Source organism: Paraciimarium castrense LEGE 11436 (genome assembly GCF_056633055.1).
Window position 1 is genome coordinate 160,620 of record NZ_JBSJOW010000002.1, and the last position, 13,207, is coordinate 173,826.

A 13,207-nucleotide genomic window follows, 5' to 3' on the forward strand; every position below is an offset into this window, starting at 1 on the left:
GCCTTTGGTGCGGCCCGGCACTGGCCTAGGGCGGTCTCAGGCTTAGGAGGAAACTGGGGATAGCAATGAATCGGCTAGGATAGGGGCGCATTGATTGCGGTTTGACTTGGAAGCAGGACCTTTGAGCGCATTCAGCGATGGTCTTGTTCTGGATGATTTCCAGGTGGCTGCAGTTCAGGCTTTGAATAACGGTCTTTCCCTTGTTGTAAGCGCGCCTACTGGAAGCGGAAAGACCCTGGTTGGTGAATATGCCATTCACCGGGCGTTATCCCATGGTAATCGAGTATTTTATACCACTCCCTTGAAGGCTCTTTCAAATCAGAAACTGAGAGATTTCAAGAGGCAGTTTGGTGACCACCGCGTTGGCCTGCTCACAGGCGATCTCAGCCTCAATCGCGATGCCCCGGTTGTTGTGATGACCACTGAAATATTCCGCAATATGCTCTATGCTGAAATCGATAATCCGGCAGATGACCCACTGCTCAACGTCGAAGCAGTGGTTTTGGATGAGTGCCATTACATGAATGATACCCAGCGAGGCACCGTCTGGGAGGAGTCCATCATTCACTGCCCCCCAGCCATTCAGCTTGTGGCCTTGTCCGCCACAGTGGCCAATGCCGACCAACTTACTGATTGGCTCTGCCGCGTGCATGGGCCCACCCAGCTGGTGATCAGCACCCATCGCCCTGTGCCCTTGAGTTTCAGTTTTTGCAGCGCCAAGGGTCTGCATCCGCTTCTCAATGATGCAGGAACGGATCTGCATCCGAATAGCAAAGTCTGGCGCGCCCCAAAGGGAGCTCGCCGCAAGGGGCCTGGTGCTGCCAGGCCCCCTCAGCCTGAGCCTGCACCACTTGCATTTGTCGTGCAGAAGTTGGCTGAGCGAGACATGCTGCCAGCCATTTATTTTATTTTCAGTCGACGCGGTTGCGATAAGGGAGTGCGCGACTTGGCCAAGCTGAATCTTGTGTCGCTGGATGAGCGTTTTCGTATTCAGCAGCAATTGGATTTGTTTTCTGTCTCCAGCCCCGAAGCCGTTCGTGATGGCTACGCTGAACCTCTTTTGCGTGGAATTGCCTCCCACCATGCTGGAGTGCTTCCGGCCTGGAAGGAATTGATTGAGGCTCTGTTCCAGCAGGGCCTCATCAAGGTCGTCTTCGCCACGGAAACATTGGCTGCGGGCATCAATATGCCGGCACGCACCACGGTGGTCTCCGCACTGTCTAAACGTACAGAGCGGGGCCACCGTTCACTCACGGGTAGCGAGTTTCTGCAGATGGCTGGGCGGGCAGGGCGTCGCGGTCTTGACATCCAGGGCTATGTCGTGACCGTGCAGAGCCGCTATGAAGGCGTGCGCGAAGCGGGCCAGCTTGCCACCGCACCTGCCGACCCCCTGGTCAGCCAGTTCACACCCAGCTACGGCATGGTCCTCAACCTGTTGCAGCGCTATGACCTGGCCAAGGCGAAGGAGTTGGTTGAGCGCAGTTTTGGCCGCTATCTCGCCACGCTTGATCTGGTGGAGGATGAAACGCGCATCACTGAGCTGACGCTCCAGCTCAGTGCCCTTGAAACCAATGCCGATGATGTGCCCTGGGAGGCTTTTGAAGACTACGAAAAGCAGCGGGGCAGGCTCAGGGAGGAGCGGCGCCTGCTGCGCACCCTGCAGCATCAGGCAGAAGAAACTCTGGTCCATGAGCTCACGGCAGCGTTGCAGTTCGCCAGTGTTGGCACCCTGGTGAGCCTGAAAGCACCGCAGCTTCGGGGTCGTGTCACCCCGGCGGTGATCGCGCGCAAGCCAGCGGGGCCGGGTCAGTTCCCCTTGTTGCTGTGTCTCACGGACGACAACATCTGGATCCTGGTGCCTTGCAGTGCTGTTGTAAGCCTGCATGCTGAACTGAGTTGCCTTCAGGTGAGCGAGCTTGAAACCCCTCAGCTCTCCCATGCCGGTGAGATTCGCCATGGCGATCAGCTCAGCGGTGGCCTGGCTCTGGCCGTCGCCTCGATGGCCCGCCGGCATGACATGACCACCCCCCACTACGACCTGGCCGCCGAGGTGCGCAGCCAGGCTGAGCTGGTGGAGGCCCTCGAGAGTTCCCTGGCCATCCATCCAGCGCACAGCTGGGGGGACCGCAAGCAGCTCAAGCGGCATCGCCGGCGCATGGAGGAGCTCAACGAGGAGATCACGGAGCGCCAGCGGTTGCTGCACTTCCGCTCCAATCGCCATTGGGACACGTTTCTGGCTCTGATCGAGATCCTTCGTTTCTTTGGTGCGCTGGCCGGATCCGATGGTCTGCAGCCCACAGAGGTGGGGCACACCGTGGCCGCTCTGCGGGGTGACAATGAACTCTGGCTTGGCTTGGCTCTGATGAGCGGCCATTGTGACGAGCTCAACCCGGCGGAGCTGGCAGCTGCTCTGGAGGCCATCTCCACGGAGGTGAACCGTCCGGATCTGTGGTGCTCCTGGGCCCCACCGGCCGCAGTGGAGGAGGCGCTCCACAGCCTGCGGGGCCTGCGGCGGGAACTGGGGCGCCAACAGGAGCAGGCCGGTGTTGTGGTTCCGATCTGGTGGGAGCCGGAGCTCACCGGACTTGTGCATGCCTGGGCCTCCGGCACCACCTGGGCTGATCTGATGGCCAACACGTCGCTTGACGAGGGTGATGTGGTGAGGGTTCTGCGCCGCACTGTGGATCTGTTGGCCCAGATTCCCTACGGGGTTGCCGTCAGTCAGCAGTTACGGGACAACTCAAGGGCAGCCTTGAAGGCCATCAACCGTTTTCCAGTCTGCGAGCTTGAGGACCTTCTCCCCGCGCCGCCATGAGCCGTGAGCTGCTGCGGCTTTGCGAGTCTCGCCACTGCTCAATTGAGCTGGGCGCTGCTCCGCCACCGGGCCAGCCCACCCCCCCGCGAGAGGAAGCACTTCTGCGTGCCTACCTGGGCCATCCAGGCAGGGTGTTGGCGGCCCTGCTGAGCCGCCAACGGTTGCGCAGGGTCTCGCCTGGGCGTTTTCACTACCGTTCGCGGACCATTGTGGTGGGTCCCTGGCAGCTGCAGCCCCAATTCTGGTTTCAGGCCACCTGGACCGGTGACAGCTTGCAGATCCACCTTGTGGATTGTCAGCTTCAGGGGCTTCCCGCCTCCGGCGCCCGCCAGGGGGAGGGGGTGCGCCTTGAGCTGGAAGCTTGCCTGCGGGCTGAGAACTCCATGCTGCTGGCTTCTGCCACGGCTGCTCTTGAGCTGCAACCGGGGCCGCTCACGGGCTGGCTGCCCAGGCCGTTGTTCGTGCTGCTGGGGCGGAAGGCCCTGCTGGCGTGCCTGTCAAGGCTTGAATCCCGCTGCCAGAGGCGGCTACCATTGAGCGCCCTTGCCTGGATGGACCGTGGCGAGTTCGCAGCTCACAGCATTGCGGCTCCTGCCAACGAGGAACCCTTCTGATCTCGAGCGAGGATCGGTGGTCTTCGATCAGGTCAGCAAGCGGGTTTCGCTAGGCGGTAGCCGCTCGCTGACGGTGCTTGACGGCCTCACTCTTACCATCGAGCCGGGAAGTAAAATTGCTCTTTTCGCCGCTTCTGTTGAGACCAGCCGTGCCTTCTTGAACTGCTTGGCTGGCCATGAAATGATCAACAGTGGCGAACTTCTGATGGGAGGTTCGGCCTCCTGGTTGATCGGTTCCAGGATGCCGCTGATGCCCGTACTCACGGGACGGGCCAATGCTCAGTTTCTCGTTTCTGTTTATGGAGTGCATGAGGATGACCAACGCGAAGTTGATTTCATAAGAAAGCTTTGTGATTTGGGTGCCTCTTTCGATGAACCTCTTGAAAAATACACTGCTGGCATGAAAGACCGACTCAAGCTGGCTTTGTCCTTGGCCTTTCAATTTGATGTGTATCCCGTGATGAGATGGGACGGTTGGAATTGCCGAGCCGATGTTCCATTTATGAACCAAGTCAAGCGACTCGTGGATCGGCGCTTGGAGGGTAAAACATTGATTGCAGAGGCATCTAACTCTCAGAGCTTTGCAATGGACTACTGCGATGAAGGAATTGTTCTGAAGGATGGGGCCATCATTTTCAGAGGATCACTTGATGATTGCGCTGATTTGGCAAAAGAGACTCAAGCTGCACGAAAGGAGAGATCACTATCGCGACATTTAAGGCAACATTCAGACAACGAGGAGGATCTGCAGGGGACCATGGACGACTTGCTTGAGGCGTCGGTCTTTGATGAGTTCCAAGTCCAGAGGCAGTCTCGGAAAGTGCAGCAAGCCTCTGCGGAGGAGAGCTGAGCCATGATCATTCAAAAGTTACTGCTCCAAGTTCGTATTGTTAATGCTATCGCTAGGCGGGAGCTGCAAATGCGCTCGGCGAAGGGCCCAATGGGTGTTGTCGGCGTATTTGTAGAGCCACTGTTCTTTATTGCCATCTTCATGTCCTTCAGGCTTTTCGGGAGCCAGGCAAGTCTGCAGCCTGATTATATTAATCCAGTGCTGTGGATGGCCATCGGCTTTGTTGGCTTCTTCATGTTTTCAGAAGTTGCTCTCAAGGCACTTGGCGGCGTCAAGAAAAGCACAAAGCTCACCTATTACAGCAGGATACGCCCGATTGACTATTTGCTTGGCTCCGCAGTCCTTGATACCCAGGTCTTCTCGCTGCTGTTGCTCGCCTTCATCATGGGCTCCTTTCTGTATGAGTGGAAGCCGATTGTTGAGGAGCCAGGGCTTGCTGTCTTTTACTTCGTCATGGTATCTCTGCTGGCTTTTGGAGTGGGCCTTGTCACATTGATTGTAGGACATCGCTTACCTTTTGTGGCCAGTATTGCCAAGACTGCTGTGAGGCGGTTGCTGTTGTTCACGTCTTGCATTTTCTTCTCGATCAGCACGATTCCAAATATTTTCCGGGGCTGGATCCTTTGGAATCCGCTCGCCCATGGCATTGAACTGTTGAGGCACTCGTTCAACCATGACTATCCCATACCTGGAGTATCGGCTAGTTATCTTATTGGATCTACTTTCTTTCTGGTGGGTCTTGGTTTCTTTATCTATGGTAACAATGAAACGCTTCTGCTGGCAGATGAGGAGCAGGCCTCGTGATTTTCCCCCCCGTCTTCAGTCGCTATTGGCTGTTTTGGCTTGTGCTGCTGGGGGGCCACTTGGCGGATGTTCATGACCAGCTTCACTTTGATTCCTCTGTGATAGAGTACTTACAATGAACCTTGATCGCTCTGCCAGCTCTGCAGCTCTCCCTAAGCCGGCGCGTGCCAGGCGAGAGCGCCGGCTGAGCCGGCGCGATCGGCCCGAAGTGCGCGCTCTTGAGATCGGCATGGTGGCTGGGGGTCTCGCTGGCCGTGTGGGCCATTCCCTCGCTGGTGTGCTCCGGGCCATTGGGTTGGCCGATGAGGAACTACCCAATGTGGGTCAACCTCCCGTTCGTGAACAGTCCGCCTCTGGCGATGAGTCTGTCCAGGATGGAGAGCACCGCTGGAAGGGGCTCACTCCCGAGCAGCGCCGCTGGCTGATTCCCGGGCCGAAGCGCATCGCCGCCCTGGTTCTGGTGGGAGGGGTTCTCTACTTTGGATTCGTTGGTCGCAACCGCTACCAGGTCACGTCTGACTTCATTGTGCGATTGCCCCAAGCCCCCAACAACGTCACCCCCTCTTTGCTCGGCAGTGTTCTTGCTGGCCCCACCATGTTGGGCTCCCTCGAGGATGGCCGTTTCCTCTCGGTTTATCTCACGTCGCCGGAGGTGATGCAGAGGGTCTTTCTGCGCTTGGCGCCTGAACAGAGCTATGCCAAAAATGGTGTAGATCCCTTCGCGGGCCTGCCCAGGGATGCCGCTTTCGATCAGCAGCTGTCTTTCTTTCGCCGCCAGGTCAGTGTGGTCCCCCAGGATCTGACTGGGGTCATCCAGATGACGACCACGGGCCTGAATCCAACCACTGCCTTCAAGCTGAACCGCTTGCTGCTCGATGAGGCGGAGAACTTTCTCAATACTTCTAACCAGAACATCAGCCGAAATCAGCAGACCTTTGCTGAACAGGAACTGGGAAATGCGCGCGACCGTCTGGCCAAGGCTCAGCAGGCCTTGGCCGCTTTCAACGACCGTCAGGGTGAAATCAATCCCACGGCGGCCGCTGAGGCCACGAGCCGCTTCATTGCCGCCATGGAAGCCAGATTAATCGATCTTCAGGTGGAAGAAGGGCGCTTGAAGCGACAGTTCCTTGACCCAAGAGGCCCTGAAGTCTCTTTCGTTTCTGATCAGATTGCAGAACTAAGACAGCAAATCGATGTAGAACGCTCCAAGCTTGTTGGCCCGGACGCAAAGAACTTCAACCAAAAACTAGTCGAGTCGAGAAATCTCACCACGGAGGTCGAATTTGCAGAGGCTTCCGTCAAGGCTGCCCAACTTGCTGCCGACAACAGCCGGCTCGAAAGCCAACGCCAGCTGAAGTTCCTGGTTCTGCTGAGCAACCCGGAAACTCCTTCCGGACAGTCGCTCGACTGGCGTTGGAAGGGGCTGCTCTCTCTCGTTGGACTGCTGCTCGTGGGGTGGGGCGTGGCCAGCTTTGTGCTCGGCATCTCGCGCCGCCAGTAATCGCGTTTGTTCGGTCGCAAGCGCACTCAGCAGGATTTTGATCGTCTGCGCGAGCAGCGGGATACGGCCCGTCGCCAAAGGGACCGCCTAGCCCAGCGGCTGAGCCATCTGGGAGGCCTCCTCGCCCAGGAAAGGGCCAAGGCCCTTCTGCCCCCCTACGGCCGCTTTGACCCGCACTCTCACTCTGGCGGCGACCCAGAGCTGATTTGGCCGGAGCGGGTCTCTGGCCCGACCATTCCCCAGGCTCCGGGACCCTGTGTGGCCTTCGCCACCGTCGCCAACCACCGCTTCCTGCCAGGACTCCAGGGGCTGTTGTTGTCATTGCTGGCTGTCTATCCGGATCTTTGCAGCCCGTTCGTGGTGTTTCACGATGGCTCGCTAGATCAGTTCGCCCGGGCTGATTTGCTTGAGCTCTACCCCCAGCTCATCTTTGAGGTGCCTGATCCAAGCTGGGTTGCTGCACTGCCGCGCAACTCTGCCAACCGGGAGCGGATTGGCTTTCTTGGGTATCTCAACACCTATGCCCTGGGCCTACGAGGTTATGAGCGCGTCATTGTGCTCGATTCTGATGTGCTGGTGTTCGGAGCGCTGGATCGCCTCTGGGCCCCAGGCTCGGCATTCCGAGCGGTGATTGATTGTGGCGCCAACCCCTTTGGTGTGGTCAGTCGCCATACCGGGCGGCCTGTGGTCAATTCAGGCATGATTTCGATTCCGGGCTCTGCTCTGAGCGACACGATGTTCAACCGCATGCAGGCCTTGATTGGCTCGAGTGCTGATGCCGTATGTCCATGCCTGGACTCTTTTGCTGACCAGAAAGTGTGGAATCAGCTGCTGATCGACCAGCCCTTAGAGCTGCTCCCGGTCAACTACAATTGCAACATCAAATATGTTGTTCAGTTTCTGGAAGGCTGCATCGAAGGCCTGGCGCTGGTGCACTTTGCAGGTCCCAAGCCTTGGCTGCTGTCGGAGCAGCCCCGTGGGCGCTCCAAATCGATCACCGATCACTGGTTATGGCTCAGAACCACCCGCAGGCTCCTGTGGGCCTGGCGGCTGCACCAGTTTCACTCCCACAGCCGCGGCTTGCCTGGCCCAGCTGGCCCCAGCGCCCGGCCGAGGCCGGCAGGTCATGCCGTTGCAGCCTGCCACCCACAGTCCCTGCTTGATTCCGGAGCGGGTGCCGGGCCCTGGCATCTGGTGTTGCACAGCGCCGAGCAGCTTGGCCTTGCCAGCGATGGCGCTCCCCAATGGCCGGCCGACTGGCCAGCAGCCCTGAGCGGCCTGGCAGACCGGCAGCCACTGACGCTATGGGCTCCATTCAGTCTGCGCCACCCGCTCCAGGCTATGGCTATGCCCAGCGGCTTCGATTGCCGTTTCATCCTGCTGGAGTTGCCCTTCAGTGCTGCCGACCTCAAGGAGTCAGGGCAGCCGGGCTTTGCTCCCTGGTGCGGCTCAGCCGAGGCCTCCATGCGCTCGGCGGTCAGCCAACAGCTGGGCGCCTCGAGCCTGGAGTGGCTGGACTGAGCCGGTAGCCCTGGAGTGGTCGCCTGCGCCGCTGAGCGGATAGACGCTCGCGTCCATCAGCCGATCGAGAACCGCGTCGTTGCCGCCACGTTTGTTGATGGTCAGAAAAAGGCTGTGCAGCGCTGATGATCTTTGGCTGGCACGGATGCGCCGACCGGCAGCCGTGAGTTCGGGGAATTCGAGGCTGAGGGAGTCGTTCAGCAGGGCACAGGGCACACCCAGCAACAGGCTGTGATGCTTGAACCACAGGTCGTCGGCATGGCCGGCCAACTGCAGGGCCTTCCGCCAGTCGAGCACGCCGCGATGCAGTTGGCTCAACCGGTAGCAGATGCCGTCCTTGCCGGTGGGCACGGTGAGCGGGTGGGGTTCGGTAAGCGTGGGATCGTGCTTGATCCAGCGGTGGTAAGGCGCAATCCGCCCCTCCACCACCACCATCCGGCGCCCCCGGAAACCCACCACGCAGTTCAGCCTGTCCTGGGCGCTCAGCAGTCTGCGTAACCAGTTCCTGGGGTAGAGGGTGTCGTCGTCGGCCGTGATCAGGTAGGGGTCCAGGGCCTGCGCCTGTTCGTTGAGCAGGCCGATCAGGGGCAGCAGCTTGCGGTAGGAGCCGGTGTTCTCCACGAAGTGGCAGTGCAGCTGGATGCTCCCTGGGTGTGAGCGGTGCTGGTACCGCTGGATGAAGGCGGGAGGCTCCGAGAAGCCTCGATCCAGGAGGTAGGGCTCACGGGAGAGGAACAGGTGCAGGGAGATGGCCCTGTGATCCGGCGGCAGAGACTGCCGCAGCAGACTCTCCAGGGTGCGTTTCAGGGCCCGTTCCCGGCCTCGGATCGAGGTGAGTCCGATCAGCACGGGCACGCTGCCGGTCATGGCTGAGCTCGGGCCCAGAGCTGTTGCGTTGCCTATCGCAGCTGGTCCTGAAGCAGTCACACCAGATGCTCCCGCTTCAGCAGCCGCCGCCAGGTGGCCATCCGCAGGCTGCAGCCGTATTCAAAACCAGAGGAGATCGTGCCAGCCCCGCCACGCATCAGATAGAGCGGTTGGTTCAGCCAGGCGATGGCCCCTTCGCCGTACTGGCGCTGCAGCCTGCTGCGGAACTCCACGTCGCCCCGAGAGCGCACGGGATAGAAGCCCCCCAGGGCCACAGCGATGTCGCGCCGCACCATCAAGGAGGTGATGCCATCGCCGATGGCCCTGAACCCGTCGCCGTCCGGCTGGGGCTGGCCACTGGTCTCCTCGAAGCGCACATGCTGGGTGTAGCAGGCCAGGGCTCCCTGCGCCAGGGCCCGCCCCTGGTATTCCAGGCGCAGGGGGTGGGAGAGGTCGTCATCGTCCTGAATGGCCAGCACCTGGGAGCGACTGGCGGCAAGGGCCAGGTTGCGGCAGGCGTACTGGCCCTGGTTGCGGTCCTGGCGCAGCAGGACCACGGGCAGGCCGTGACCATGGCGGTAGAGATCCAGGAGCTGCTCCAGAGCTTCCGCCACTGGGGCCGGGGAGCCGTCATCCACCACCAGCACCTCGGCGGCGGGGAGGGTCTGCAGGCGCAGGGCTTCCAGGGCCTGCCGCAGCCGCCCCAGATCCGGGCGGAAGGTGGTGATCACCACGCCGATGGGCATGGCTGGCAGCGGAGCAGAGCCGGGCCTGGGTCCATGGCGGCGCCAGTGGTCCAGCACGCGCTCGAAGGCCCGGCCCACTCCCTCGCCGGGGGGCAGCAGTGGCACCAGATCGGGCACCCCGCAGGCCTCTCCATAGAGGCGCAGCAGCGAAGTGGTGTAAGTGCCAAAGCCCGAGCAGGCCGCTGCCAGGAGCGGCTCCTCGGCCCCAGCCAGCCAGCAGCGGCTGGTGTCGCCGGGACTGATCTCCTGGAGTCGCCGCAGCAGGTTGGTGCGGTCCTTGACGCCGCTGGTGAGCCGCAGCAGGGCCAGGAGCTGCAGGCGCAGCAGCTCCTGGCCGTGGTCGTCCGCCCCCACTGTCAGCGGGCCGGCCGCTGACAGTGGGGGCGGTACGAGGTAGCGGTGCAGGCGCATCGTGCCAGCCAGAACGGCGCCGCCCTGGCTGGAGAGCCAGCTCACCTCAAGCCGAAACCGGCGCAGGTCACGCAGCAGGGCCTGCAGCAGGTCCGCCTGCCACCACACCCTCGGCAGCAGACGCTCGAACAGCTGCACCAGGGCCAGCTGGCGCTCCAGCGGCAACGCAGCCACGGCGGCCGTGTCGAGCAGCAGCAGACCCTTGAGCAGGAGCAGGCAAGCGGAGGGGGGCTGCCGCTGGGGCAGTTGGCTGCAGCTCTCCAGGCTCAGCTGCATCACAAGCTGGCGCAGCAGCTCCAGGTTGCTGCCGGCGCCGCGCAAGGCTTCGGCCAGCTGACGCTGCAGCTGCCGTCGTCGCCTGCCATCGCCGTCACTGGAGGCCCGATCGATCTCCTGAACCACGCTGTCGATGGCGGCCGCCAGCACCACCACGGCAGTGGAGCCTTCGCTGCTGCAGGTCTCACTATCGATGCAGATCTCAGTATCGATGCAGCGGATCAACCTGGCCGTCCGCTGAACCGGGTCCGGGAGCTGCAGGGCGACCTCCAGCATCCGCTGCCGCAGTTGCCGGGCGATGGCGTGCAGTTCCGGGTCGCGGCTGTTGAGGGCGCCGACCAGCGTTTCGGCCAGGTCCCTGACCCAGTCGTGCCCGGAGGCAGGCTCTGGTGCGCCGCTTCCGGGGACAGCCTGCCCCAGCAGCGCCTCCAGGTCTGAGGCGAGTGCGGCCATGAAGGTCACCTGCTCGACCTGGGGGAGCAGGTGCACCAGGGCGGCCAGCTGATCGGCCTGCTCAGGGCTGACGGGAAGGTCGGCCCGGATCCAGCCACCGGCGTCAAGCGGCGGGCGCCAGGGCGGCGTAGGCCAGCTGCGCGGATCGATCTGGCGCAGCAGGCGACGCTCGCTCTGCAGCAGGGCCAGGGCAGTGGGGATCACCTCTGGCGTTGCTGGCTCCAGCGGGCCTCCGGGCTCGCGCTGCAGGGGCTCCAGCAGGTTCAGCCCCAGATCCAGCTGGGCGCGGTAGGCGAGGATCTGCTCCCCCAAGCGGGACAGAGGCCTGGCGGTGGCAGCGGCGATGGTGCTGCTGTTGGCTGGCCAGTGCAGAGCGTTCAGGGTCAGGCAGGAGCCAGCGGCAGCCGCCACAAGCTCATCCGGGCTGGGGGCCCGCTCCGACGCCACCAGTCCCCGAGCCCAGCTCAGGGGCAGCAGGGCGATCACGGACGGGAAGGCGGGCTCGGCGTCACGCCCGGAGCCGGGCGGCACGGCCAGCTCCAGGCTGAGGCAAGGCTGCTCTGGGCCCAGGGCCTCACCTGACAGCAGCAGCACGGCGTCGAGGCCTGCGCAGAAGAGGTACCTGCTCACCCCAGGCAAGGCATAGAGCCGCTGGATCAGTCCTTGCAGGTTCAGGCGTGTGTGAACGTCCAGAACGGGGGCGGGGGAGGATGGCGATCCATCTTCGCGCCCCGATTGAGGTCCCTCGACCTGTTGATCGCCGCACCGAGCGACCCCGCTGGCCTGGCGGGCTGGGGGGACGTGGCCTTCGCCCAGAGCCTGCAGCGGGCCCTGCGCGGCTGTGGCCTTGCCACGCGCCTGCTGTTTCGCGACACCTACGAAAGCGCCACCCCTCCCCCTGACGACACCGGACTGCTGCTGCTGCGGGGCAAGTTCCGTCCCCGCCCTGAGTGGCTCAGCCAGGCCAGGTACTGCACCCGCCTGCTCTGGCAGATCAGCTGGCCACTGGACATCAGCTCCGCGGAACTGGCCAGCTACGACCGCCTGTTCGTGGCCTCGGCCCAGGATCGGCAGCGTCTGGCCTACCTGAGCGGCAAGCCCACCCACGTGCTGTCCCAGGCGACGGACTTCCGGCTGGCCGGTGCCCCGCGGCAGCCCAGCCGGGGACTGCTGTTCGTGGGCAACACCCGTGGCGTGGTCCGGCCCCTGGTGCTCGGCTTCGGCCGCAGTGGAGTGCCGCTCAGCCTGATCGGCAGCGGCTGGGAGGCCTACGGCCTGAGGGCGGAGCGGCAGAGCATCCGCAACCACGCCCTGCCGGCTCTCTACGGCGACTGTCTGGCTGTGCTCAACGACCACCACGGCGCCATGCGTGACTTCGGCTATCTCAACAACCGGGTCTTCGACGTGCTGGCCTGCGGCGTGCCGGTGATCACCGACATGGCGCCTGGCTGCCCTGAAGCCCTGCTGCCGGGGATCGTGGTGCATGGGCCCGATGACGACCCCCAGGCCACATTGGCTGAGGTAGTGCGCCGCCGCTCCCAGCCTGGACTGCTGCAACGGGTCAGCGGAGTCGTGGCTAGGGAGCACAGTTTTGAGGCCCGGGCCGAGGGGCTGCTGGCGGCCTGCGGCCTGGGCTCAGGGTTGGGTGGCGCTGGCGGCGGCCGAACGCGAGGGGCTGCCCTTGCTGCCCCCGCCGACCTCAGGCCCTGAGGCGAAGCCAGCCTGTTGGAGCAGCTGCTCCACTTCGGCGAGATAAAGCTGAAAACCCTCCAGCTGCAGGGCCTGGGCCCGCAGCTCTTCAGGGAATTCGACGATCGGATCAGGCTGGCCCGCCTTGACATCCCGGCGCAGTTTGAGGCTGGCGGCCTCCGCCATGAGCTCCTCAAACCTGGGGAAGTCCGGGTCCTGCAGCAGGGCTCGGCTGAGTTCCCTGGCGGCGACCACGCCCTTCTTGTTGGCCAGAAGCTCCTGGACGCGGTTGAGTTTGGTCTTGCGCCAGCTGCGCCAGGCTTCAGGGGCACGCCGCTGGGGATGCTCGAGAAGGATCGCCAGCCGCTGGTGGGGCGTGGGGGCGGGCAGGAGTCTGAGCCGCCGAGCGATCTTCTTCAGCGGCCCAGCAAGACGGCGTTGAAGCGAGACAGCTGCAGTGGCCCTGGCCATGGATCCCGCCGATGGGATGGATGACACTCAACGCTACACAGCCGCTACGCAAATGAAAGCCACACAGCTGTGGGCCACCGCTGTGGAGATCTGTCTGCTGTCGTGTGAACCAGGTCAGAGGCCCCAGGGCAGGGATGCCATGGCTTGGCGATGTTTCGTCGGTCCAGACAAAGCTGCGTGGCAGAAGCC

The 13,207-nt window shown here is 62.7% G+C and carries 10 protein-coding genes; 7 read left to right on the top strand and 3 right to left on the bottom strand.

Going from position 1 to position 13,207, the window contains the following annotated elements:
* Window positions 1-121 precede the first annotated feature (121 nt).
* The 6 genes from ACWJIO_RS04640 (at window position 122) to ACWJIO_RS04665 (ending at window position 8,105) form a co-directional block, all read left to right on the top strand.
* Entirely contained in the window at window positions 122-2,815 is a 2,694-nt protein-coding gene (locus tag ACWJIO_RS04640; RefSeq protein ID WP_480311711.1) for a DEAD/DEAH box helicase, read from the top strand.
* Window positions 2,812-3,429, top strand: a complete 618-nt coding sequence (locus tag ACWJIO_RS04645; protein ID WP_480311712.1) for a DUF1997 domain-containing protein — start codon at window positions 2,812-2,814, stop codon at window positions 3,427-3,429. Before ACWJIO_RS04640 ends, ACWJIO_RS04645 begins: the two co-directional genes overlap by 4 nt.
* Entirely contained in the window at window positions 3,374-4,279 is a 906-nt protein-coding gene (locus ACWJIO_RS04650; RefSeq protein ID WP_480311991.1) for a hypothetical protein, read from the top strand. Before ACWJIO_RS04645 ends, ACWJIO_RS04650 begins: the two co-directional genes overlap by 56 nt.
* 3 nt (window positions 4,280-4,282) lie before the next feature.
* Window positions 4,283-5,083, top strand: a complete 801-nt coding sequence (locus ACWJIO_RS04655; protein ID WP_480311713.1) for an ABC transporter permease — start codon at window positions 4,283-4,285, stop codon at window positions 5,081-5,083.
* A gap of 256 nt (window positions 5,084-5,339) precedes the next feature.
* The gene (locus tag ACWJIO_RS04660; protein ID WP_480311714.1) at window positions 5,340-6,584 is read left to right on the top strand and encodes a KpsE/RkpR family capsule polysaccharide export protein; all 1,245 of its coding nucleotides are present in this window, start codon (window positions 5,340-5,342) and stop codon (window positions 6,582-6,584) included.
* Window positions 6,585-6,842: 258 nt separating this feature from the next.
* Window positions 6,843-8,105: a glycosyltransferase family protein gene (locus ACWJIO_RS04665; protein WP_480311715.1), complete on the top strand. Its 1,263-nt coding sequence runs from the start codon at window positions 6,843-6,845 to the stop codon at window positions 8,103-8,105.
* Here ACWJIO_RS04665 and ACWJIO_RS04670 read toward each other — a convergent pair.
* Window positions 8,034-8,972 (bottom strand): glycosyltransferase family A protein, encoded by a 939-nt coding sequence (locus tag ACWJIO_RS04670; protein WP_480311716.1) that lies wholly within the window; start codon window positions 8,970-8,972, stop codon window positions 8,034-8,036. The two genes, ACWJIO_RS04665 and ACWJIO_RS04670, sit on opposite strands and share 72 nt — an antisense overlap.
* A 56-nt stretch (window positions 8,973-9,028) precedes the next feature.
* Window positions 9,029-11,488 (bottom strand): glycosyltransferase, encoded by a 2,460-nt coding sequence (locus ACWJIO_RS04675; protein WP_480311717.1) that lies wholly within the window; start codon window positions 11,486-11,488, stop codon window positions 9,029-9,031.
* Window positions 11,489-11,593: 105 nt separating this feature from the next.
* On the opposite strand from ACWJIO_RS04675, the gene ACWJIO_RS04680 reads away from it, so the two are divergent.
* Window positions 11,594-12,568, top strand: a complete 975-nt coding sequence (locus ACWJIO_RS04680) for a glycosyltransferase family protein (RefSeq protein WP_480311718.1) — start codon at window positions 11,594-11,596, stop codon at window positions 12,566-12,568.
* On the opposite strand, the gene ACWJIO_RS04685 is transcribed toward ACWJIO_RS04680, so the two are convergent.
* Complete coding sequence (locus tag ACWJIO_RS04685) at window positions 12,494-13,018, bottom strand: hypothetical protein (protein WP_480311719.1); 525 nt, start codon at window positions 13,016-13,018, stop codon at window positions 12,494-12,496. The two genes, ACWJIO_RS04680 and ACWJIO_RS04685, sit on opposite strands and share 75 nt — an antisense overlap.
* Window positions 13,019-13,207 lie beyond the last annotated feature (189 nt).